Source organism: Brevundimonas diminuta, from assembly GCF_022654015.1.
Lineage (GTDB): Bacteria > Pseudomonadota > Alphaproteobacteria > Caulobacterales > Caulobacteraceae > Brevundimonas > Brevundimonas diminuta_C.
The window spans coordinates 2,120,216-2,140,790 of sequence record NZ_CP073063.1 but is presented as its reverse complement, the minus strand read 5'-3'; the positions used below and the strand labels follow the sequence as shown (position 1 = coordinate 2,140,790).

Sequence of the window (20,575 nt, the reverse complement as noted above, 5' to 3'; positions counted from 1 at the left end):
ATGCGTCAGCCCGCCGTCTTCTTCGGCCATGGTTCGCCCATGAACGCGCTCGGCGGTCCCTATGGGGCCGCCTGGCGTGCGCTGGGCGAAGCGATCGGCAGGCCCAAGGGTGCGGTGATGATCTCCGCCCACTGGGAGACGCGCGGGCTGGGCGTCACCGCGCAGGAGAGGCCCGAGACCATTCATGACTTCGGCAACTTCCCGCGCGAACTTCATGAGATGCAGTATCCGGCGCCCGGGTCGCCTGCCTTGGCGGCGCGGGTGTCGGCGCTGACCGGGGCCGTCCAGACGCAAGCGTGGGGCCTGGATCACGGGACCTGGTCGGTGCTGTGCCATGTGTGGCCAGAAGCGGACGTGCCTGTGGTGCAGTTGTCGCTGAACCGCGAGCTGACGGCGCGCCAGCATTACGACCTGGCCAAGGCGCTGAAACCGCTGCGCGACGAGGGGATCGTCATCGCCGGCTCGGGCGATTTCGTCCACAATCTGCGGACGTGGAAACGCGAGGACGGCGCAGAGCCCTATGCCTGGGCGACCGGCTTCAACGAAGCGGTCAAGGCGGCGTTCGAACGGGGCGACCATGAGGCCCTGATCGACTGGGTGGGCTTGGCCGAGGACGCGCAACTGAGCGTGCCGACCGACGAACATTTCCTGCCGGTGCTTTATATCGCCGCCCAGCAGGAGCCGGGCGAGGCGGTCAGCTTCTTCAACGACCGTATCGACGGCGGCTCGATCTCCATGACGGGCGTCCGGATCGGCTGATCAGGCCGCCTTCTCGGCCTCGACCATCTTCTGGATCGACACGTAGTCGGTCTTGCCGGTGCCCAGGACGGGGACCTCGACGACCTTGACGATCTTTTTGGGCACGATCAGTTCGGGCGCACCGTTGGTCCGCGCCCATTCAGCCAGTGGAGCGACCTCAGCGTCTGCGTGGTCAGTGACGAGCACCAGCTTCTCGCCCTTGCGGCTGTCCGGGATCGACACGACGGCGTGGCGCTGATCAGGCCAGACGGCGCCGGCGATCCCTTCGACGGCGGTCAGCGAGACCATCTCGCCGCCGATCTTGGCGAAACGCTTGGCGCGGCCGCGGATGGTGACATAGCCGTCGTCCGTCACATCGACGATGTCGCCGGTGTCCAGCCAGTCGTCGCCAATGGGATCCCACTGCAGGGGCTCGGCCGAAGTGACATAGCCGCTCATGACATTGGGCCCTCGCAGCATCAGGCGACCGCCGGCGTCGATGCCCTCGACCGGTTCCAGCTTCCAGTCGATGCCAGGCAGCACCTGGCCGACCGTGCCGGGCGCGTTGCGGTCAGGATGGTTGACGGCGATGACGGGCGAGGCCTCGGTCGCGCCATAGCCTTCCAGCAGTTCGACGCCGCCGAACTTGGTGTTGAACAGGGTGCGGGTTTCCTCGCGCACCTTCTCGGCGCCGGCGACGACGAACTTCAGCGTCGAGAAGTCGTTCGGTTCGGCGACGCGGCCGTACTGGTTCAGGAAGGTGTCGGTCGCGAACAGGATCGAGGCGTTCACCTGGGGCAGCAGGTCGGTGATCTGTTTGGCGTGCAGCGGCGACGGATACTGGAAGGCCTTCAACCCTTGGAGCAGCGGCAGGATGACCCCGCCGGTCAGCCCGAAACAGTGGAAGGTCGGCAGGGGATTGAACATCACCCAGTCCGGCGACAGGTCGATATGGGCCGCCACCTGACGCGCATTGGCGACGAGGTTCTTCTGGCTCAGCACCACGCCCTTGGGCGTGCCGAAGCTGCCGGAGGTGAACAGGACGACGCCAGGCGCGTCGGGGTCCGTCTTTACGCGGAACCGCTTGGGCGCCGCGCCGGCGGCGAGACCATAGAGCTTGTCGGCCAGGCCGATGGTCTTGCGCACGTCGTCCAGCCAGACGACCTCGGCCACCGTCTTCAATTCGACGATCAGGTCGTCCAGCTTGGCCTGGTCGATGAAGCGTTTGGCGGTCAGCACCTTCTTGACGCCCGAGGCCTTGATGGCCGCATTCAGATTGGCTTCGCCGGCGGTGAAGTTCAGCATCACCGGCACACGACCGTGGGCGTGCAGACCGAAGAAGGTGACGACGACGCCCATGGACGACGGCAGCAGGATGGCGACCCGCTCGCCCTTGTCGGTCAGATTGGCGATCTTGCGGCCCAGCACGAAGGCGGCGCGGATCAGGCCGGTGTAGGTCAGCGGATGCCGGTCCTGATCCTCAAGGATTTCCTTGTCGCCGAACCGCGACCGCGCATCGATCAGGGCGTCGATCAGGGTCGAGTCGTAAAGCGAGGGATCCAGGGCCTGGCGCAAGCGCGTCTCCTACGGAGGACGCGGGCGGCCCTCCCTGTTGTTCGGGCGACTGTCATTAATGACGCCGCGTCATCTTGAAAAGATGCGTAACGTCGCGTGAGTTCCAATGCGCGATCACGCCTGCGGCAAGTCTGTTACCCGGTGTGCCTTGCCTAAACGGCCTCAAAGTCCGAAATACCGGCCATGGTCACCCTGATCGACACCCTTCAGCGCAAGCCGTCCGAGCTGCGTCACCCCGAAAAGCAGAACCGGCCCGAGTCGGTCGTGCTGAAGAAGCCCGACTGGCTGCGGGTCAAGGCGCCGGGCTCTGGTCAATATAACGCCACCAAGGAGATCGTTCGCTCCAAGGGACTGGTGACGGTGTGTGAAGAAGCGGCCTGCCCGAACATCGGCGAGTGCTGGAGCCAAAAGCACGCCACCCTGATGATCATGGGCGACACCTGCACGCGGGCCTGCGCCTTCTGCAACGTCAAGACGGGCTTGCCCCAGCCGCTGGATCCGGAAGAACCGGGCAAGGTGGGCCTGGCCGTCCAGCAGATGGGCCTGAACCACGTCGTCATCACCTCGGTCGATCGCGACGATGTGGCCGACGGCGGCGCAGCCCACTTCGCCGAGGTGGTGCGCCAGATCCGCATCCAGGCGCCGGACACCACCATCGAGATCCTGACGCCCGACTTCCTGCGAAAGGACGGGGCGGCGGCCGTGATGATCGACGCCAAGCCCGACGTCTTCAATCACAACCTCGAGACCGTGCCGCGCCTGTATCTGAAGATCCGGCCGGGCGCGCGCTACTTCCACAGCCTGCGCCTGTTGCAGATGGTCAAGGAGCGGGACCCGAACCAATTCACCAAGTCCGGCATCATGGTCGGCCTGGGCGAGACGAAGGAAGAGGTCATGCAGGTGATGGACGATATGCGGTCCGCCGGCGTCGACTTCATCACCATCGGCCAGTATCTGCAGCCAACGCGCAAACATGCCGCCATCGACCGCTTCGTGACGCCGGAAGAGTTCAAGGCCTATGAGGCGATCGCGAGGGCCAAGGGCTTCCTGATGGTGTCGTCCAGCCCGCTGACGCGTTCGTCGCACCACGCTGGCGACGACTTCGCCCGGCTGAAGGCGGCGCGCGAGGCGCAGCTGCGCCGCTAAATCCCGCATGGCCGTCCACCGCGTCACGCGCATTCTTCCCTATGCGCCCGAACAGCTTGCCGATCTGGTCGCCGACGTGCGCGCCTATCCCGACTTCGTACCGTGGGTGACGTCGATGCGCGTCTGGAACGGGCGCGAGGAAGGCGAGGGCGTCGGCTTGCAGGATGCGGAGGCCAGCGTCGGGTTCTCCTTCCTGAAGGAGCGATTCTCCACCTGGGTCCGGCATGATCGCAATGCGCCCAAGGTCGAGGTCGGCTTGCTACGCGGCCCTTTCAAGCACTTGAAGAACCGTTGGGAGTTCTTTCCCCATCCGGACGGCACGCGGCTGGAGTTCATGATCGACTTCGCCTTCAAATCCCGGATGCTGGACATGATGCTGTCGGCGAATTTCGACCGGGCCGTGGAAAAGCTGATCGGCTGTTTCGAGGCCGAGGCGAAACGGAGGTACGGCGGCCGATGAGTTTCGATTTCGACGCGGCCGTCGTGGGCGCCGGGGCTGTGGGCCTGGCCTGCGGTCGGGCGCTCTCGAAACGGGGCCTGACGGTGTTGGTGCTGGAGAAAGAAGGCCACATCGGGCAGGGCGTCTCCTCTCGTAATTCCGAGGTGATCCACGGCGGCCTCTATTACCCGACCGGGTCGTTGAAGGCGCGCTTCTGCGTCGAGGGGCGGCGCGCCCTTTATGACTTCCTGGCCAGCCGCAAGATCCACCATTGGAAATGCGGCAAGCTGGTCGTGGCGACGCAAGAATCAGAGGTCGAGCGGATCGAGGCCATCTTCGAACAGGCGACGGCGAACGGCGTCGAGGGGCTGGCGCATCTGACCTGCGCCCAGGCGCGGGCGCTGGAGCCGGAGCTGAACGCCCAAGCCGCCATCCTGTCGCCCGAGAGCGGCCTGTTCGACAGTCACGGCTATATGCTGGCCCTGCAGGGCGAAATCGAGGATGCGGGCGGGTCGGTCGTGGTCTCAGCGCCGTTCGAGGGCGCAGAGCCGCTGGCGGGCGGCGGCTTCACGATCCGTGTCGGCGGGGAGGGGGCGATGCAGGTCACCAGCCGCCTTTTGGTCACCGCGCCAGGACTGTCGGCCCAGGCGGTGGCGGCGTTGATCCAAGGCTATCCGCCCGGCGACATTCCCGCCGGACATTTCGGCAAGGGCGTCTATTTCCGGCTGACGGGCAAGGCGCCGTTCGACCGCCTGATCTATCCGCCGCCCATCCCCGGCGCGCTGGGCACCCACTATCGCAAGGATTTGGGCGGTCAGGCCGTGTTCGGCCCCGATCTGGCCTATGTCGACACCGAGGACTATTCTGTCGATCCCGCCAAGGCGGAGGAGTTCGCCACTTACATCCGCCGCTTTTGGCCGGGATTGCCCGACGGCGCCCTGACACCGGACTACGCCGGCATTCGGCCCAAACTGCATGGGCCAGGCGAGCCGCAACCGGACTTCCAGCTTCATGGCCGCGAGCATCACGGCATCGATGGTCTGATGGCCCTGTTCGGCATCGAAAGCCCGGGCCTGACCAGTTCGCTGGCCATCGGTGAAGCGGTGGCTGACGCCCTGATGGAGGCCGCATGACCGAGCGCGAAAAGATGCTGGCGGGCTTGCCCTATGATCCGGGCGATCCCGAATTGCGCGATGGCCGGGCGCGCGCCGTGGCCCTGACCGTGGCCATCAACGCCGAGCCGGATCGCGACCGGCGCGGCGCCCTGGTCAACGAACTGGTCAATGCTGCCGATGGTAAGGCGATCATCATGCCGGGCTTCTTCTGCGATTATGGCATCAACATTCATCTGGGCGCGCGGGCCTTTGCGAACGCCAACTGCGTGTTCCTGGACTGCGCCGAAATCCGTATCGGCGACAACTTCCAGGCTGGGCCAGGCGTCCAGCTTTTGACACCGGAACATCCGTTGGATGCGGTCGCCCGCCGGGGCGAGGAAACGGCGCGGCCGATCGTCATCGGGGACGACGTCTGGATCGGCGGCGGCGCCATCGTTCTGGCGGGCGTCACCATCGGCGATCGTTCGGTGATCGGCGCGGGAACGGTCGTGACGAAGGACGTGCCGTCCGACGTGGTGGTGGTCGGCAATCCTGCGAAGATCGTCCGGCGTCTGACGCCTGCTTAAACGCCTTGAAATCGTCGCGCGGTTCATGCATAAGCCGCGCCTCGCGTGGCGGCTCTTTCGGGCCGCCGCTATTGTTTTCGCGCTAGACGGAGCTCGGCTCTGGGCGGCGCCCGACTTAGAAGATTGAGACGGACATGGCCGTTCCGAAGCGCAAAGTATCTCCCTCGCGTCGCAACATGCGCCGCGCCCACGACGCCCTGACCTCGAACGTCTACGTCGAGGACAAGGACACCGGCGAGCTGAAGCGCCCGCACCACATCGACCTGAAGACCGGCACCTATCGCGGTCGTCAGGTCATCACGCCCAAGGAAGACTAGTCTTTCAGGCGATCCCGACTTCGGTCGGATGACGATTTCGACGGCGCGCGGTGACCCGCGCGCCGTTTTCGTGCGTTCAGTCCGGTGAAGCTTCCATTGGAGACGCCGCATGATGATTCGTTTCACCGCCGTCAGCGCCTGCGCGCTGCTGACCCTTGCCGCCTGCAATCGCGCGGAAGAGCGCGTCTCGGAGCCCGCAGCGCCGGTCGCCTCGGCGAGTGAGACGCCCGCAACGCCCGCCGCCGATCCCAATGCTTTGACGGCCGAAGGGCTGGGGCCGGTGCGAATCGGCATGACGCGCGCCGAACTGGTGAAGGTCTGGGGCGAGGACTCCCAACCGAACGCCCCTGGCGGCGCCGAGCCCGAAGTCTGTGACCAGTTCCATCCGGCCAAGGCGCCCGCAGATGTTCAAGTGATGGTCCAGAACGGCGTGCTGACGCGAATCACCCTGGCGCGCGGTGCGACGACCAAGACCGATCGCGGATTCGGGGTGGGCGATACGGCTATGGCAATCAAGCAAGCCTATGGCGGCGCGGTCTTCGCCCAGCCGCATAAATACCAGGAAGCGCCAGCCGAGGATCTGTTCGTCTGGTCGAAAGGCGGATCGACGACCTATGTCACCGATCCGACGGCGCGCGGCGTTCGATATGAGATCGGCAGCGACGGCAAGGTGATGATGGTCCATGCGGGCGATCCTTCGATCCAATTGGTCGAGGGCTGTTCCTGACGCACGGCGACGATGTCGGCATTGGCGTTTGGCGGGTAGGCGGCTAAACCGTCTGACCTTCCTTGCCCCTTGAGCCAAAGAGCCGAGCCATGACCGACATCGCCGACATCGTCGCCCGCCAGATACTCGACAGCCGGGGCAATCCGACGGTCGAGGTCGATGTCACGCTGGAAGACGGTTCGTTCGGCCGCGCCGCCGTTCCGTCCGGCGCGTCTACAGGCGCGCACGAAGCGGTCGAGCTGCGTGACGGCGACAAGGACATGTGGGGCGGCAAGGGCGTCCAAAAGGCGGTCGACGCCGTCAACGGCGAAATCTTCGACGCCCTGTCCGGCATGGACGCCGAGCAGCAGCGCCGGATCGACGAGGCGATGATCGAACTGGACGGCACGCCCAACAAGGGCCGTCTGGGCGCCAATGCGATCCTGGGGGTGTCTCTGGCCGTCGCCAAGGCCAGCGCCCTGTCGGCCAATCAGGAGCTGTATCGTTATCTGGGCGGCGTCTCGGCCCGCGTCCTGCCGACCCCGATGATGAACATCATCAACGGCGGCGCCCACGCCGACAATCCGATCGACATCCAGGAGTTCATGATCCTGCCCACCGGTGCCGAGACGTTTTCGAACGCGGTGCGCATGGGTGCCGAAATCTTCCACGCCCTGAAGAAGCAATTGAAGGACGCCGGCCACAACACCAACGTCGGCGACGAGGGCGGCTTTGCGCCCAATCTGGCATCGGCCGATGAGGCGCTGAGCTTCATCACCAAGGCGGGCCAGGCGGCGGGCTACCTCGCGGGCGAGGACTTCCACCTGGGCCTCGACGTCGCCTCGACCGAGTTCTTCAAGGACGGCAAATACGTCATGGCCGGCGAGGGCAAGACCGTCGATTCCGAAGGCATGGCCGCCTATCTGGTCGACCTGTGCGAACGCTTCCCGATCGTGTCGATCGAGGACGGCATGGCCGAGGATGACTTCGATGGCTGGCGTCTGCTGACCGAGCGTCTGGGCGACCGCGTCCAACTGGTCGGGGACGATCTGTTCGTGACCAATCCAGCGCGTCTGGCCGCCGGTATCGGCGAAGGTCTGGCGAACTCGATCCTGATCAAGGTCAACCAGATCGGCACCCTGTCCGAGACGCTGGACGCCGTCGATATGGCCCACCGCGCAGGCTACACCGCCGTGATGAGCCATCGGTCGGGCGAGACCGAGGACTACACCATCGCCGACCTGGCCGTGGCGACGAACTGCGGGCAGATCAAGACCGGCTCGTTGGCCCGCTCCGACCGGGTAGCGAAGTACAATCAGTTGCTCCGCATTGAGGAAATGTTGGGCGATCAGGGGGTCTATTTCGGCGACGGCATGTTGTTGAAATAAGCATCAGAATTGTCGGCGGAGAATCGGCGTTTTCCGCCGACAATCTTACGGTCAAGCTACATTTCGTTAGGCATTTTCGGGCACGGTTTCTGAACTGTGTTTTCGCGCTCAGAAGGAGCGTCTCAAGTGCTCGAACGGATGAAACCTTACCGCCTGGCCCTCGCCCTGTTGCTGCTTCTGGCCTATCTCGGGGTGCAGGCGCTTACGGGCGAGCGCGGACTGTTGAGCGGATCGTCTCGCGACGCACTGCTGGGGCAACGCGAGGACCAACTGGCGCATCTGACCGAGCAGCGCCGCGACCTTGAGACGCGAGTTCGCTATTTACGCACCGACAGTCTGTCTCGCGACCTTCTGGAAGAGCGTGCACGCGCCGTCCTGGGTTTCTCCGACCCGCGCGACTATGTGATCCGCGTCTCGGCCCCAGCCGCCCAAGGCTGAGCGACCTTCACCACTTGAACTATTGTTACAGGGCGACCCGCACCCCTTTGCGTTACCGGAAGGAAGGCTGCTAAAGCCCCTTTCCGTAACGATAAGAAGGCGTCGGTTCTCGGCGCCTAGCCGGGAGATACCGGATGGCGAGAGCCCCAGCCAAATCCGCTCAGACGACCACGCCTGACAAACTGCCCAACACGCCGACGGCGTCCAAGGAAGACCTTCTCCGCTTCTATCGCGAGATGGTTCTGATCCGCCGCTTCGAAGAGCGTGCGGGCCAGCTCTACGGCATGGGTCTGATCGGCGGCTTCTGCCACCTGTACATCGGACAGGAAGCCGTGGCGGTCGGCGTTCAGGAGAGCGTCAAACAGGGTCACGACAAGATCATCACCGGCTATCGCGACCACGGCCACATGCTGGCCGCCGGTATGGATCCCAAGGAAGTCATGGCCGAGCTGACCGGCCGCAGCGGCGGTTCGTCCAAGGGTAAGGGCGGCTCGATGCACATGTTCGATGTGCCGACCGGCTTCTACGGCGGTCACGGCATCGTCGGCGCCCAGGTGGCTCTGGGCACCGGCCTGGCCTTCGCCGGCAAGTATCGCGGCGACGATTCGGTGGCCTTCGTCTATTTCGGCGACGGCGCCTCGAACCAGGGGCAGGTGTACGAAAGCTTCAACATGGCGCAGCTGTGGAAGCTGCCCGCCATCTACATCATCGAGAACAACCAGTACGCCATGGGCACGAGCATCGAGCGCTCGTCCTCCACGACCGAACTGTATCAGCGCGGCGCCAGCTTCGGCATTCCGGGCGAACAGGTCGACGGCATGGACGTGCTGGCCGTGCGCGACGCGACGGCCCGAGCGGTGAAGCGCGCTCGCGAAGGCGGCGGCCCCTTCATCCTTGAAGTGAAGACCTATCGCTATCGCGGTCACTCGATGTCCGACCCGGCCAAATACCGGACCAAGGAAGAGGTCGACGAGGTCAAGAAGACCCGCGACCCGATCGATCACCTGAAGACGCTGCTGTCGGCCGCCAATGCGACCGAGGACGAACTCAAGGCCATCGACAACGAGATCAAGGCGATCGTCGCCGAAGCTGTTCAATTCGCCCAAGAGAGCCCGGAACCCGATCCGTCCGAGCTCTATACCGACGTCTACGTGGAGGCCTGATCCGTGACCGACATTCTGATGCCGGCGCTGTCCCCCACGATGGAAGAGGGCACGCTGACCAAATGGCACATCAAGGCGGGCGACACCGTGTCGGCCGGCCAGGTGATCGCCGAGATCGAAACCGACAAGGCGACGATGGAAGTCGAGGCCGTGGATGAAGGCGAAGTGCTGGAAATCCTGGTCGCCGAGGGCTCCGAGAACGTGAAGGTGAACACGCCGATCGCGCGTCTGGCCGGCGAAGACGGCGCAGCGACGCCTGCGCCCAAGGCGGAATCCGCAAAGGGCGAAGCTGAGGCGCCCAAGGCGACGACCGAAGGCAAGACCGGCGATCCCGAAAAGGCCCCGGCCCAGACCGCGACACCCAAGGTCGAGCTGCGGGACCCGGAAATCCCGGCCGACGCCAAACTGGTCAAGACGACCGTGCGCGACGCCCTGCGTGACGCCATGGCCGAAGAGATGCGTCGCGACGACCGCGTCTTCCTGATCGGCGAGGAAGTCGCCCAGTATCAGGGCGCCTACAAGGTCAGCCGCGACCTGCTGCAGGAATTCGGCGACCAGCGCGTCGTCGATACCCCGATCACCGAGCACGGCTTCGCCGGCCTGGGCGTGGGCGCGGCCATGTCGGGCCTGAAGCCGATCGTCGAGTTCATGACGTTCAACTTCGCCATGCAGGCGATCGACCACATCATCAACTCGGCCGCCAAGACGCTCTATATGTCGGGCGGTCAGATTCGCGCGCCTATCGTCTTCCGCGGTCCGAACGGCGCCGCCTCGCGCGTCGGCGCCCAGCACAGCCAGGATTATTCGGCCTGGTATGCTCAGGTGCCGGGTCTGAAGGTCATCGCGCCCTATGACGCGGCCGACGCCAAAGGCCTGCTGAAAGCCGCCATCCGCGACCCGAATCCCGTCGTCTTCCTCGAGCACGAGATGATGTACGGGCTGGAGTTCGACGTGCCGGAGGTCGAGGACTACGTCCTGCCGATCGGCAAGGCCAAGGTCCGTCGCGAAGGCAAGGACGTCACCATCACCGCCCACAGCCGCATGGTCGGCTTCGCCCTGCAGGCTGCCGAGAAGCTGGCGGAGGAGGGTATCGAGGCCGAGGTGATCGATTTGCGCACCCTGCGTCCGCTGGATCACGAGACCATCGTCGAGAGCGTCAAGAAGACCAACCGTCTGGTCTCGGCCGAAGAGGGTTGGGGGCCGATGGGCGTCGGCGCCGAGGTCGTGGCCCGCGTCATCGAACACGCCTTCGACTATCTGGATGCTCCGCCGCTGCGCGTGCATCAGGAAGACGTGCCGCTGCCCTATGCCGCCAACCTGGAAGTGCTGTCGCTGCCAGGCGTGGACAAGATCATTGCGGCCGTGAAGCAGGTGGTCGCATGACCGAGGCATCGGAGTTCATGCTGACGACGCCAGACAGTGTCGCTGCTGATCCTAAGGCCATCGAAGTCCTTCGGATGTGGTGGTCGAAGGACGAGCCGGTGATGTCCGTCAAACCGGCCTTCAACGATCCCATACAGTTCGGCCGGCTGCTGGCCTATGCGGCTCGACATATGGCGCATGGTTATGCCGTGCGGCATCAACACGATGAAACTGCGGCCTACCACCGCATCCTCGAAGGTCTCAGCGAAGTGGTGAAGGCGAACGACGTCCGCACTGTCGCCGAACCGATTACGCCAACCGGGGGGACCGCCTGATGACTGACATCCTGATGCCGGCCCTGTCTCCGACCATGGAGGAGGGCGTTCTGGCCAAGTGGCACGTCAAGGTGGGGGACGTCGTCTCCGCCGGAGACGTGATCGCCGAGATCGAAACCGACAAGGCGACGATGGAAGTCGAGGCCGTGGACGAGGGCGAAGTCACCGACATCCTGGTCGCTGAAGGCACGGAAGGCGTGAAGGTCAATACGCCCATCGCCCGCCTGAAGGACGAGGGCGGCGCGGCCGCACCCAAGCCGGCTGAAAAATCCGCCGCCAAGACGGAAGAGGCCCCCAAGGCCGAGGTCGCTCCGGCTGCGGTCGAGGCGCCCAAGGCCGCCACGCCTGCCGCTCCGGCGCCCGCCGCGCCGGAGTCGGACAGCGGAGATCGCATCTTCTCGTCACCGCTCGCTCGACGTATCGCCGCCCAGAACGGCGTCGATCTGAAGTCGATCAAGGGCACCGGTCCGCATGGTCGCATCGTCAAGCGCGACGTCGAGGCCGCCGGCAAGGCGTCGGCCCAACCTGCGACCGCATCCGCGTCGCCCGCCGCGACCGCAGCCGAGCCGCGCAAGGCGCAGTCGCTGGCGCAGATGGGCATTCCGGACGGCAGCTACGACCTGATCCCGCTGGACGGCATGAAGAAGGCGGTGGCGCGTCGCATGGTCGACAGCGTTCAGAACGTGCCTCACTTCCCGCTGTTCATCGATTGCGAGATCGACCAGCTGATGGCCGTGCGCGCCAAGGTCAACAAGATGCTGGAGCCGCAAGGGATCAAGGTCTCGGTCAATGACTTCGTCATCAAGGCCGCCGCCCTGGCCCTGAAGATGGTGCCGGAGGCCAACGCCTCCTACACGCCCGAAGGCATCGCCATGCACCATAACGCCGATGTCTCCATGGCGGTGGCGATCGACGGCGGCCTCATCACCCCGATCATCAAGAAGGCCGAAACCAAGGGTCTGGCGCAGATCGCGACCGAGTCCAAGGATCTGGCCAAGCGCGCCCGCGACCGCAAGCTGAAGCCCGAAGAGTTCCAGGGCGGCACCTTCTCGGTGTCCAACCTGGGGATGTTCGGCATCAAGCAGTTCACCTCGATCATCAATGAGCCGCAGGGCTGCATCATGAGCGTGGGCGCGGGCGAGCAACGCGCGGTCGTCAAGAACGGCCAGGTCGTGCCGGCCACCGTCATGACCGTGACCCTGACCTGCGATCACCGCGTGGTGGACGGCGCGACCGGCGCCCGCTTCCTGCAGGCGTTCAAGCCGCTGATCGAAGATCCCGTCGCGATGCTGGCCTAAGGGGAGGGTGAGGTCATGACCTCGGTCTATGACTTCTCCGCCCGCGCCATCGACGGCACGGACGTTTCGCTCGATCGCTTTCGCGGTCAGGCGTTGCTGATCGTCAATACGGCGTCCAAGTGCGGCTTCACCGGCCAATACGACGGTCTGGAAAAGCTGCACCGCGCGTTTGCTGATCAGCCCTTCGAGGTGTTGGGCTTTCCCTGCAACCAGTTCGGAGAGCAGGAGCCGGGCAAGGCGGCGGAAATCGCCGCCTTCTGCGCCACCAGTTTCGACGTGACCTTTCCCCTGTTCGATAAGGTGGAGGTCAACGGACCGAACCGACATCCGCTTTACGCCTGGTTGACCGAACAGAAGCGCGGCTTCCTGGGCTCCAAAGCCATCAAGTGGAACTTCACCAAGTTCCTGACCGACCGCGAGGGCAGGGTGGTTGCCCGCTACGTCCCGCAGACTGAACCCGAGGCCATCAAGGCCGACATCGAGAAGTTGATCTAATGGCTGCTGAATTCGATCTCGTCGTTATCGGCTCGGGCCCCGGCGGTTATGTCGCGGCCATTCGCGCCAGCCAGTTGGGCCTGAAGGTCGCCATCGTCGAGCGCGAGAACCTGGGCGGCATCTGCCTGAACTGGGGCTGCATCCCCACCAAGGCCCTGCTGAAGTCGGGCGAGAAGTTCGAGAGCCTGAGCCATCTAAAGGACTACGGGCTGTCGGCGTCCGGCGCGTCGTTCGATTTCGACGCCATCATCCAGCGCTCGCGCGGCGTGGCCAAACAGCTGAATCAGGGCGTCGGCTTCCTGATGAAGAAGAACAAGATCGAGGTGATCGAGGGTTCGGCCAAGCTGGAGAAGGGCGCCGCCGCGCCGAAGGTCGTGGTCGCTCTGAAAGCGGGCGGTTTGCGCGCCTTGGAGGCCAAGTCGGTTATGCTGGCCGTCGGCGCCCGCGCCCGCGCCCTGCCGCAGATCGGACTGGAAGCCGATGGCGATCGCATCTGGGCCTATCGCGAGGCCATGGCGCCGAAATTCCTGCCCAAGTCGATCGTCGTGATCGGTTCGGGCGCTATCGGCATCGAGTTCGGCAGCTTCTATCGCGCCTTGGGCTGTGACGTGATCGTGGTCGAGGCAGTGGATCGCATCATGCCGGTCGAGGACGAAGAGGTCTCTAAGGCCGCTCAGAAGTCGTTCGAAAAGCGCGGCATGAAGTTCAAGCTGGGCGCCAAGGTCACCAAGGTGAGCAAGGACGCCAAAGGGGTGAAGGTCGCGGTGGAGATTGGCGGCAAGGCCGAGACCCTGGAGGCCGAGGTCTGCATTTCGGCCGTCGGCATCACCGCCAACACCGACGGCATCGGCCTGGAAGACCTGGGTTTGGAAATGGACCGCGGCCACGTCAAGATCGACGGCCACTGCCAGACCAACGTCAAGGGTCTGTACGCCATCGGCGACTGCGCCGGCGCGCCCTGGCTGGCGCATAAGGCGTCGCACGAAGGCATCCACGCCGCCGAACATATCGCCGGCTACAAGACCACCAACGTCCATTCGCCCATCGCCGGCTGCACCTATGCCCAGCCGCAGGTGGCCTCGGTCGGCGTTACCGAACAGGCTGCGCGCGCCGAGAAGCGCGAAGTGAAAATCGGCCGCTTCCCGTTCCGCGTGAACGGAAAGGCGATCGCCTCGGGCGACACCGACGGCTTCGTCAAGGTGATCTTCGACGCCAAGACCGGCGCCCTGATCGGGGCGCACATGATCGGTCATGAAGTGACCGAGATGATTCAGGGCTATGTCACCGCCATCACCATGGAGGCGACTGAGGAAGACATCCACGGGATCGTCTATCCGCACCCGACCATGTCGGAGGCCATGCACGAGGCGGCGCTGGACGCCTATGGGCGGGTAATCCACATCTAAGCCAGAGACCGAAACGGCCCCGGGGTGCTCCGGGGCCGTTTCTCGTTTCAGGCAGGCGGCGTCAGCGCTTCTTGCCCAATTCCGCCGCGATATCTTTGGTCATGCGACCGACCTTGCGGTGGGCGGCGGTGATCTGATCCTTGGTGACGCCCCAGCGCTTCATCCAGTATTCGACAGACTGACGCTCGGTCAGGTCGATCCGGTCCTTGTCGATGAAGCCGCGCTTGTCCTTGAGGCCCGCCATGGTCGGCTCCGTTTGTTGTGTTAAAGCGCCGAATTAGGCCTTCTCGACAAAGCTGTCGATCACACGCTTCTCCCCGGCCTTTTCAAACTCGACCAGCAGTTTGTTGCCCTCGATGACGCGCACGTTTCCGTAGCCGAACTTCTGGTGGAAGACGCGTTCGCCCTTTTTCCAGCCTGAGCTGGATTTGGGGTCGGCGGTGGCGATCAGGCGGCCGTCGCCCTCGATGACGGCCTTGCGCGCCGGAATCTTGGCCGGGGTCTGGGCGGCGGTGAAGGATTGGGCGCGTTTCCAGCCGGGGGAGGAATAGCCGCTGCCGAACGATGGCGCGTCGTCCCAGCGGCTCTTGGCCTCCTTCATGCCGGTCGAAGCGCCGTAATAGCCGGTGTCCGATTGGGGATCGACGTGAGCGATGGGCAGTTCGTCGACGAAGCGGCTGGGCAGTTGCGAAGTCCAACGTCCATAGACCAAACGATTGGCGGCGAAGGAGATACGCGCGTCCTGCTTGGCGCGTGTGACGCCGACATAGGCCAGGCGGCGTTCCTCCTCGAGGCCTTTTTCGCCCTTCTCATCAATGCTGCGCTGGCTGGGGAAGACGCCTTCCTCCCAACCCGGCAGGAAGACCAGCGGGAACTCCAGCCCCTTGGCGCCGTGCAGGGTCATGATCTGCACCGCGCCGTCGCCATTGAGATCATCGCTGGTCGCGCGCTCCAGATCCATCACCAGAGAGACGTGCTCCAGATAGGCTTGCAGCGTCTCGAACTGCTGCATCGACTGGGTCAGTTCCCGCAGGTTCTCCAACCGCGTCTGGCCGCTGGTGCGGTCGGCCTTCTGCATGTCGGTATAGCCGCTCTCCTCCAGCACCGTCTCCATGACCTGCCAGTGGGGCGTGGTCTCGGATAGTTGGCGCCAGCGGTCGATGTCGCGCACGAAGTTGGACAGGGCGGTGCGGGTGCGGGCCTGAAGCTCGTCGGTATTGATCAGGCCCCGCACAGCCGTCAGGGCCGACAGGTCGTGCTGGCGGGCCAGGTGCAGGATCTTCTGCACGCTGGTGTCGCCTATGCCGCGTTTGGGCACATTGACGATCCGCTCGAAGGCGAGGTCGTCGTCTTCCGACAGGATCAGGCGCAGATAGGCGTGGGCGTCGCGAATCTCGGCGCGCTCGAAGAAGCGCGGCCCGCCGATGACGGTGTAGGGAATGGCCAGCATGACCAGCCGTTCCTCAAATGCCCGCATCTGGAACGAGGCGCGGACCAGAATGGCCATGTCTTTATATTTCAGGCCCGGCTCGCCAGCGTGGGGACGCCGCGCGGTCTCGATCTCGTCGGCGATCAGCCGGGCCTCGGCCTCGCCGTCCCAGACGCCGCGCACGCGCACCTTGTCGCCGCTGTCGTCCTCGGTCCACAGGGTCTTGCCCAGACGGTCGCGGTTGGCGGCGATCAGGCCGGACGCCGCGCCCAGGATATGACTGGTCGAGCGGTAGTTGCGCTCCAGCTTTACGATCTTGGCGCCGGGGAAATCCCGCTCGAAGCGCAGGATGTTGTCCACCTCGGCCCCGCGCCAGCCATAGATCGATTGGTCGTCGTCGCCGACGCAGCAGACGTTGCCGGTCGAGGCCGTCAACAACCGCAGCCACAGATACTGGGCGACGTTGGTGTCCTGATATTCGTCCACCAGGATGTAGCGAAAGCGACGGCGATATTCCTCAGCCAGGTCCGCATGCTGCGACAGAATGGTGATGTTGTGCAGCAACAGGTCGCCGAAGTCGCAGGCGTTCAGGCTGCGCAAGCGCGCCTGATAGGCGGCGTACAGACCCTGGCCCTTGCCGTTGGCGAAGTCCTCGCCCGGCGGCAGCTTGTCCGGCGTCCAGCCCCGGTTTTTCCAATGGTCGATCAGGCCGGACAGCGACTTGGGCGTCCAGCGTTTGGTGTCGATGTTGGCCGCTTCCAGCAGCTGTTTCAGCACCCGCTCCTGGTCATCGGTGTCCAGGATGGTGAAGCTGGATTTCAGCCCGACCAGTTCGGCGTGGCGACGCAGGATCTGGGCGGCGATCGAGTGGAAGGTGCCGAGCCAGCGAAGCCCTTCAGCCGAGGGCCCGATCAAATGGGTGATGCGCTCGCGCATTTCGCGCGCAGCCTTGTTGGTGAATGTGACAGCCAGCAGCTCCCACGGCTTGGCTTGGCCTGTCGCCAGAATGTGCGCCAGTCGTGTCGTCAGGACGCGGGTCTTGCCCGTGCCCGCGCCCGCCAGCACAAGCACGGGGCCCTCGGTCGTCTCGACCGCCTCGCGCTGCTCCGGGTTCAGCCCCTTTAGATAATCGCGCGGCGCCTCGCCCTCGGGCGCACGAGCGCGCGCGAGGTCGGAAATGCGGGGGGCGGGAAGATCAGTCACAGGCGCAAAACTATCCGTCAGTCAGAATCGAACCGGAACATAAGGTGACCGCGCGACAAAGTCAGGGCCGCGTATGACGAATGCACGGAACCGTGCGGGCGAGGGTCGGTTCCTAGCTGCAATGCAGCACGACGATCACCAGCAAGGGCCGACGCGCCGCAAGCCGAACGGACGGGCGGGCTGGATCGCCTTTGCCTTGGGCATGACCGCGATGTTCGCCATCATGGCGATATGGGTGGCGGTCGTCGAAACGGGCGACGCCCCATCAGATGAGGTGCAGTTGATCAGTCGATCGGAAGCAATAGACGACCAAGGCAGGCGCGGCCGCGGCGACTAGCCGATCTTCCAGGCGCCGCTCACGTTTGACGTCCATGATCCGCCACCCAGTCCAGCGCCAACAGGCGACAGGCGGAGGCGAGCGGACGTCGGCCGCGACCGGCGTCGATTTCAGCCAGAAGCTGCGCCTTGCTGAGGCTGCGGGCAGCCGCGATTCTGTCCAGCACGGCCCAGAACTCCGGCTCCAGCGCCACCGAAGTGGCATGGCCGGCGAGCGCGACCGAACGTTTGGTAAGGCTGCTCAACGCGCGGACTTCAGCACGATCTCGGCCGACGCCGGCGCGCCGTTTGTCAGGATCGCTTGGCGAGTGTCTGTGACAAAGACCAAGGCGCCGGTCGCGTCGCGAACCTCGGCGCGCTCGGCGTAGGTGTGCTGCGGATCGATCTGAGACGTGGGAAAGCCCAGAGTGACGCGATAGGGCGGGGCGCCGGTCAGCGGCTCGCTGGTCTCGGCGAGCACCTTGGCAGGCGCGTCGGCCAGACTGACATCCTCAACCCTGACAGTCAGGACATGGCCGGGCGGCAGCATGATCCGTTCGCGATAGGTGGCGGTCACGGTTACGACCGTCGTTCCGGTCGTCATGTCCGGCGTGGCGGCGCAGGCCGCCAGGACCAGGGCGGCGGGCAGGATGAGGGGGGCGTTTCGCATGGCGATCTCCTTCGCGGCGCCCAGTGTGTCACAGTCAGGCGCAAGACGTGAGGGCGCGTGGCGTCAGAGCATGTTATGCGGGCCATCCACCGCCGGAGGTCAACCCTTGAGCCGCCCCTTTGCGATCGTCGCGATCGCCATCTGCGCCCTGATCTGGGGCACGACCTGGTACGCGATCACCCTGCAGCTGGGGCCAGTTGATTCCATCGTCTCCATCGTCTGGCGGTTTGGTCTGGCGTCGGCGGTCCTCTTTGTCTTCTGCGCCGTGACGCGACGGCCGCTGCATCTGACGCGCAGCCAGCATCTGGCCGCCATCGGACAGGGCGCCTTCGTTTTCGCGGTCAGCTATGGCTTCGTCTATGCGGCGGAGGGGCAGGTGGCGTCGGCTGTTGTCGCGGTGATCTTCGCCGCCCTGGCCTTTGTGAACCTGATCCTGTTTCGGCTGCTGGGCGGACAGAAGGCGGCCCCGGCCGCTTGGATCGGCGCAGTTCTGGGCGTCATGGGCGTCGGGGTCTTGTCCTACGGCCAGATCACGGCGGCGGGCGCCGGCCTCAATCCGGGGCTGGGCGTCATCTTCGCCCTGACCGCTGTACTGGCTTCGGCGCTCGGCAACTGGTTCGCCTGGAAAGGCCAGCAGGCGGGCGCGCCCGTCATGGCCGCCACCTCCTGGGCGATGGCTTATGGCACAGGCATGTTGGCGCTGTACGGCATGGCGACCGGCGTGACGTGGCGGATCGAGCCGACGCCGCATTATGTCCTGTCGCTGCTCTATCTGTCGCTGTTCGGGTCGGTGATCGCGTTCGGGCTATATTTCACAATCGCGCGTCAACGCGGCTATGCCCTGGCCAGCTACATCTCGGCTCTGACGCCGCCCATCGCCATGCTGGTGTCGGTGATGTTCGAGGGCGCGCGGTTCGGCTGGAGCGCCCTGGTCGGGCTGGCGCTCGTGCTGGCGGGGCAGGTCATGCTGATCCGCGCGCCCAAGTCCTGAGCCGTCAGTCGTCGGATTTCGGCTCCAGCTGCTGACCGTCCAACTGCTTCTCAGCGCGATGACGCTCAAGAGCGGACAGGGTCTTTTCGGCCTTGGAGCGTCCGTGCGCCGCGCGGTTGGCGGCAGCCAGCGCCTTGTCCTCGGCCTTGGCGCGGGCCTTTCGCGCCCGGTTCAGATTGATGATCTCGCCCATGACTACGACGTGGGCTTGTCAGCGGGGGGCGCATCGGCCGACGGTTTGGCCGAGGGCTCAGGCGCCAGCACCGCCGGCACTTGAGAATCCGAAATCGTCGTCTGGGGGATGAAGGGCTGGTCCGCCGGGCGCTCGCCCAGCCGTGTCCAGGCATCGGCGCCGCGTCCGCGCTGGCGACCCAGTTCGAACATGGCGCTCATCGTCTCCTGATCGAACTTCAGGCTGGAGGCGGCGACATTGTCTGGAATGGCCGACAGCGCCATGTCCAGCCCATTGCGCCGTGCAAACGCCGCCGTCACCGCCAAATGGATGCGCAGCGACGATTTGCTCATGCTGTCATAGGTCCGCGCCAGGATCCCCGACAGCCGGCCGGGCGTGACCCCGTCGTTGCGGCCAACCTGACCGTTGACGATGACATAGAGGGCGCCGACGCGGCCTTCTTCCTTTGGGCGCGTCCAGAGCATCAGGTCCTCAGGGATGGCCAGGAACGGCGTGTTGACGCCGCCATCGACGTGCATTTCCAGAACCAGCTTGTCGTCGTCCTGAAGCCCGGCGATCAGAACCGGAGGAAAGACGCCGGGAATACTGGCCGAGGCGACCAGCACCTCCTTGAACAGCTCTCGGGCATTCTCGTCGCCCTGGGTCGCCAAAAGGCCCATGTCCCAAATGACGGTTTCCTCGCTGTCCAGATCGGTCGTCGCCACCAGCAGGCGTCTGCCCTTGGCGTGCTCGCGCGCGACGGCCTGCATCAGTTCAGGGGTGACGTTCTCGTCCACCAGATTGCGCAGGACCTGTGACGAGAACAGGCTCGGGTTCAGGAAGGCGGCGAAACTGCGCCAGCTCAGCAAATTGCTGGCGGCGCCGCTGGTGTAGGCGTGCTGAAGTTCGTCGTCCCAATCCGATCCCAGAAAGGCGAACGGCGCGGCAAGCGCCCCGGTGCTGACGCCGGTGACCACGTCGAACGCAGGGCGATCGCCCTGTTCGGTCCAGCCGACCAGAAGCCCGGCCCCGTAGGCTCCGTTTGCGCCGCCGCCGGACAGCGCCAGGATCGAGGTTGGTTTGTCGGGCCGAAGTCGCTGACCAATTTCCTGGGTGAAGGCCTGCAAACGCGCACTGTCACTGGCGCGGATGCGAGGATCTTCCGCCTTGACGAGCGTGCCGTCGGTAATCCGAAGAGGGCCAGTCGGGCGATCTAGGGTTCCACACGCCGACAAGGCCAAGGCCATGAGGACGCCTAACAGGCCTGATCCAATCCGCCGCATGTCTTGAGTTCCGGTTCAGTGTGAA

Annotated in this window: 24 protein-coding genes; 17 read left to right on the top strand and 7 right to left on the bottom strand. The window is 65.0% G+C overall.

Annotated elements, in window-relative coordinates:
• Positions 1–759, top strand: coding sequence for a 4,5-DOPA dioxygenase extradiol (gene ygiD, locus KAK88_RS10675; RefSeq protein WP_242076621.1), 759 nt, complete (start codon positions 1–3; stop codon positions 757–759).
• On the opposite strand, the gene KAK88_RS10670 is transcribed toward ygiD, so the two are convergent.
• Entirely contained in the window at positions 760–2,313 is a 1,554-nt protein-coding gene (locus KAK88_RS10670) for an AMP-binding protein (protein ID WP_242076620.1), read from the bottom strand.
• Positions 2,314–2,496: 183 nt separating this feature from the next.
• On the opposite strand from KAK88_RS10670, the gene lipA reads away from it, so the two are divergent.
• The 14 genes from lipA (at position 2,497) to lpdA (ending at position 14,487) form a co-directional block, all read left to right on the top strand.
• Complete coding sequence (gene lipA, locus KAK88_RS10665; RefSeq protein WP_017504838.1) at positions 2,497–3,459, top strand: lipoyl synthase; 963 nt, start codon at positions 2,497–2,499, stop codon at positions 3,457–3,459.
• Positions 3,460–3,466: 7 nt separating this feature from the next.
• Entirely contained in the window at positions 3,467–3,919 is a 453-nt protein-coding gene (locus KAK88_RS10660) for a type II toxin-antitoxin system RatA family toxin (protein ID WP_242076619.1), read from the top strand.
• Positions 3,916–5,031, top strand: coding sequence for an NAD(P)/FAD-dependent oxidoreductase (locus KAK88_RS10655; RefSeq protein WP_242076618.1), 1,116 nt, complete (start codon positions 3,916–3,918; stop codon positions 5,029–5,031). Before KAK88_RS10660 ends, KAK88_RS10655 begins: the two co-directional genes overlap by 4 nt.
• Positions 5,028–5,579 carry a sugar O-acetyltransferase gene (locus KAK88_RS16060; protein ID WP_277928789.1) on the top strand — a complete coding sequence of 184 codons (552 nt, stop codon included), beginning with the start codon at positions 5,028–5,030 and terminating at the stop codon, positions 5,577–5,579. The genes KAK88_RS10655 and KAK88_RS16060 overlap by 4 nt, the downstream gene beginning before the upstream one ends.
• Before the next feature lie 134 nt (positions 5,580–5,713).
• Positions 5,714–5,896, top strand: a complete 183-nt coding sequence (gene rpmF / locus KAK88_RS10640) for a 50S ribosomal protein L32 (RefSeq protein ID WP_026108365.1) — start codon at positions 5,714–5,716, stop codon at positions 5,894–5,896.
• Positions 5,897–6,005: 109 nt separating this feature from the next.
• Positions 6,006–6,623 carry a hypothetical protein gene (locus KAK88_RS10635; protein WP_242076617.1) on the top strand — a complete coding sequence of 206 codons (618 nt, stop codon included), beginning with the start codon at positions 6,006–6,008 and terminating at the stop codon, positions 6,621–6,623.
• An 89-nt stretch (positions 6,624–6,712) separates the two neighbouring features.
• The gene (gene eno, locus KAK88_RS10630; RefSeq protein WP_242076616.1) at positions 6,713–7,990 is read left to right on the top strand and encodes a phosphopyruvate hydratase; all 1,278 of its coding nucleotides are present in this window, start codon (positions 6,713–6,715) and stop codon (positions 7,988–7,990) included.
• Between the two features lie 138 nt (positions 7,991–8,128).
• Positions 8,129–8,428 (top strand): FtsB family cell division protein, encoded by a 300-nt coding sequence (locus KAK88_RS10625; RefSeq protein ID WP_242078586.1) that lies wholly within the window; start codon positions 8,129–8,131, stop codon positions 8,426–8,428.
• A gap of 134 nt (positions 8,429–8,562) precedes the next feature.
• Positions 8,563–9,591 carry a pyruvate dehydrogenase (acetyl-transferring) E1 component subunit alpha gene (gene pdhA / locus KAK88_RS10620; protein ID WP_242076615.1) on the top strand — a complete coding sequence of 343 codons (1,029 nt, stop codon included), beginning with the start codon at positions 8,563–8,565 and terminating at the stop codon, positions 9,589–9,591.
• A 3-nt stretch (positions 9,592–9,594) separates the two neighbouring features.
• Positions 9,595–10,974, top strand: coding sequence for a pyruvate dehydrogenase complex E1 component subunit beta (locus KAK88_RS10615; RefSeq protein WP_242076614.1), 1,380 nt, complete (start codon positions 9,595–9,597; stop codon positions 10,972–10,974).
• Positions 10,971–11,288, top strand: coding sequence for a DUF5076 domain-containing protein (locus tag KAK88_RS10610; RefSeq protein WP_242076613.1), 318 nt, complete (start codon positions 10,971–10,973; stop codon positions 11,286–11,288). The genes KAK88_RS10615 and KAK88_RS10610 overlap by 4 nt, the downstream gene beginning before the upstream one ends.
• Complete coding sequence (locus KAK88_RS10605) at positions 11,288–12,586, top strand: pyruvate dehydrogenase complex dihydrolipoamide acetyltransferase (RefSeq protein WP_242076612.1); 1,299 nt, start codon at positions 11,288–11,290, stop codon at positions 12,584–12,586. The genes KAK88_RS10610 and KAK88_RS10605 overlap by 1 nt, the downstream gene beginning before the upstream one ends.
• Before the next feature lie 15 nt (positions 12,587–12,601).
• Positions 12,602–13,081, top strand: coding sequence for a glutathione peroxidase (locus KAK88_RS10600; RefSeq protein WP_242076611.1), 480 nt, complete (start codon positions 12,602–12,604; stop codon positions 13,079–13,081).
• The gene (lpdA, locus tag KAK88_RS10595) at positions 13,081–14,487 is read left to right on the top strand and encodes a dihydrolipoyl dehydrogenase (RefSeq protein ID WP_242076610.1); all 1,407 of its coding nucleotides are present in this window, start codon (positions 13,081–13,083) and stop codon (positions 14,485–14,487) included. The genes KAK88_RS10600 and lpdA overlap by 1 nt, the downstream gene beginning before the upstream one ends.
• 61 nt (positions 14,488–14,548) lie before the next feature.
• Here the strand turns inward: lpdA and KAK88_RS10590 are convergent, their stop codons facing one another.
• A complete protein-coding gene (locus KAK88_RS10590; RefSeq protein WP_026108366.1) occupies positions 14,549–14,731 on the bottom strand; it encodes a DUF3606 domain-containing protein in 183 nt (60 codons plus the stop codon).
• Between the two features lie 33 nt (positions 14,732–14,764).
• The gene (locus tag KAK88_RS10585) at positions 14,765–17,119 is read right to left on the bottom strand and encodes an ATP-dependent helicase (protein WP_242076609.1); all 2,355 of its coding nucleotides are present in this window, start codon (positions 17,117–17,119) and stop codon (positions 14,765–14,767) included.
• Between the two features lie 121 nt (positions 17,120–17,240).
• Here KAK88_RS10585 and KAK88_RS10580 point away from each other — a divergent pair, with 121 nt between their 5' ends.
• Positions 17,241–17,456: a hypothetical protein gene (locus KAK88_RS10580; protein ID WP_242076608.1), complete on the top strand. Its 216-nt coding sequence runs from the start codon at positions 17,241–17,243 to the stop codon at positions 17,454–17,456.
• A gap of 19 nt (positions 17,457–17,475) precedes the next feature.
• Here KAK88_RS10580 and KAK88_RS10575 read toward each other — a convergent pair whose 3' ends face one another.
• Together KAK88_RS10575 and KAK88_RS10570 are read right to left on the bottom strand one after the other, a co-directional pair.
• On the bottom strand, positions 17,476–17,700 hold the full coding sequence (locus tag KAK88_RS10575) for a ribbon-helix-helix domain-containing protein (RefSeq protein ID WP_039243685.1): 225 nt from the start codon (positions 17,698–17,700) through the stop codon (positions 17,476–17,478).
• Positions 17,697–18,104, bottom strand: coding sequence for a YbaY family lipoprotein (locus KAK88_RS10570; RefSeq protein WP_242076607.1), 408 nt, complete (start codon positions 18,102–18,104; stop codon positions 17,697–17,699). The genes KAK88_RS10575 and KAK88_RS10570 overlap by 4 nt, the downstream gene beginning before the upstream one ends.
• 106 nt (positions 18,105–18,210) lie before the next feature.
• On the opposite strand from KAK88_RS10570, the gene KAK88_RS10565 reads away from it, so the two are divergent.
• Positions 18,211–19,095 (top strand): DMT family transporter, encoded by an 885-nt coding sequence (locus KAK88_RS10565; RefSeq protein ID WP_242076606.1) that lies wholly within the window; start codon positions 18,211–18,213, stop codon positions 19,093–19,095.
• 4 nt (positions 19,096–19,099) lie between these two features.
• Here the strand turns inward: KAK88_RS10565 and KAK88_RS10560 are convergent, their stop codons facing one another.
• Both KAK88_RS10560 and KAK88_RS10555 read right to left on the bottom strand, forming a co-directional pair.
• Complete coding sequence (locus KAK88_RS10560) at positions 19,100–19,288, bottom strand: DUF4169 family protein (protein ID WP_242076605.1); 189 nt, start codon at positions 19,286–19,288, stop codon at positions 19,100–19,102.
• Between the two features lie 2 nt (positions 19,289–19,290).
• Entirely contained in the window at positions 19,291–20,394 is a 1,104-nt protein-coding gene (locus KAK88_RS10555; RefSeq protein WP_242076604.1) for a patatin-like phospholipase family protein, read from the bottom strand.
• Between the last annotated feature and the right edge of the window lie 181 nt (positions 20,395–20,575).

Bases quoted from the DNA above. Each gene is read 5' to 3' on its own strand.
- ygiD (WP_242076621.1), top strand. From the start codon at position 1: ATGCGTCAGCCCGCCGTCTTCTTCGGCCATGGTTCGCCCATGAACGCG.
- KAK88_RS10660 (WP_242076619.1), top strand. From the start codon at position 3,467: ATGGCCGTCCACCGCGTCACGCGCATTCTTCCCTATGCGCCCGAACAG.
- KAK88_RS10580 (WP_242076608.1), top strand. From the start codon at position 17,241: ATGCAGCACGACGATCACCAGCAAGGGCCGACGCGCCGCAAGCCGAAC.
- eno (WP_242076616.1), top strand. From the start codon at position 6,713: ATGACCGACATCGCCGACATCGTCGCCCGCCAGATACTCGACAGCCGG.
- KAK88_RS10600 (WP_242076611.1), top strand. From the start codon at position 12,602: ATGACCTCGGTCTATGACTTCTCCGCCCGCGCCATCGACGGCACGGAC.
- lpdA (WP_242076610.1), top strand. From the start codon at position 13,081: ATGGCTGCTGAATTCGATCTCGTCGTTATCGGCTCGGGCCCCGGCGGT.
- KAK88_RS10610 (WP_242076613.1), top strand. From the start codon at position 10,971: ATGACCGAGGCATCGGAGTTCATGCTGACGACGCCAGACAGTGTCGCT.
- KAK88_RS10570 (WP_242076607.1), bottom strand. From the start codon at position 18,104: ATGCGAAACGCCCCCCTCATCCTGCCCGCCGCCCTGGTCCTGGCGGCC.
- KAK88_RS10655 (WP_242076618.1), top strand. From the start codon at position 3,916: ATGAGTTTCGATTTCGACGCGGCCGTCGTGGGCGCCGGGGCTGTGGGC.
- KAK88_RS10605 (WP_242076612.1), top strand. From the start codon at position 11,288: ATGACTGACATCCTGATGCCGGCCCTGTCTCCGACCATGGAGGAGGGC.
- KAK88_RS10635 (WP_242076617.1), top strand. From the start codon at position 6,006: ATGATGATTCGTTTCACCGCCGTCAGCGCCTGCGCGCTGCTGACCCTT.
- pdhA (WP_242076615.1), top strand. From the start codon at position 8,563: ATGGCGAGAGCCCCAGCCAAATCCGCTCAGACGACCACGCCTGACAAA.
- lipA (WP_017504838.1), top strand. From the start codon at position 2,497: ATGGTCACCCTGATCGACACCCTTCAGCGCAAGCCGTCCGAGCTGCGT.
- KAK88_RS10590 (WP_026108366.1), bottom strand. From the start codon at position 14,731: ATGGCGGGCCTCAAGGACAAGCGCGGCTTCATCGACAAGGACCGGATC.
- KAK88_RS10625 (WP_242078586.1), top strand. From the start codon at position 8,129: ATGAAACCTTACCGCCTGGCCCTCGCCCTGTTGCTGCTTCTGGCCTAT.
- rpmF (WP_026108365.1), top strand. From the start codon at position 5,714: ATGGCCGTTCCGAAGCGCAAAGTATCTCCCTCGCGTCGCAACATGCGC.
- KAK88_RS16060 (WP_277928789.1), top strand. From the start codon at position 5,028: ATGACCGAGCGCGAAAAGATGCTGGCGGGCTTGCCCTATGATCCGGGC.
- KAK88_RS10560 (WP_242076605.1), bottom strand. From the start codon at position 19,288: ATGGGCGAGATCATCAATCTGAACCGGGCGCGAAAGGCCCGCGCCAAG.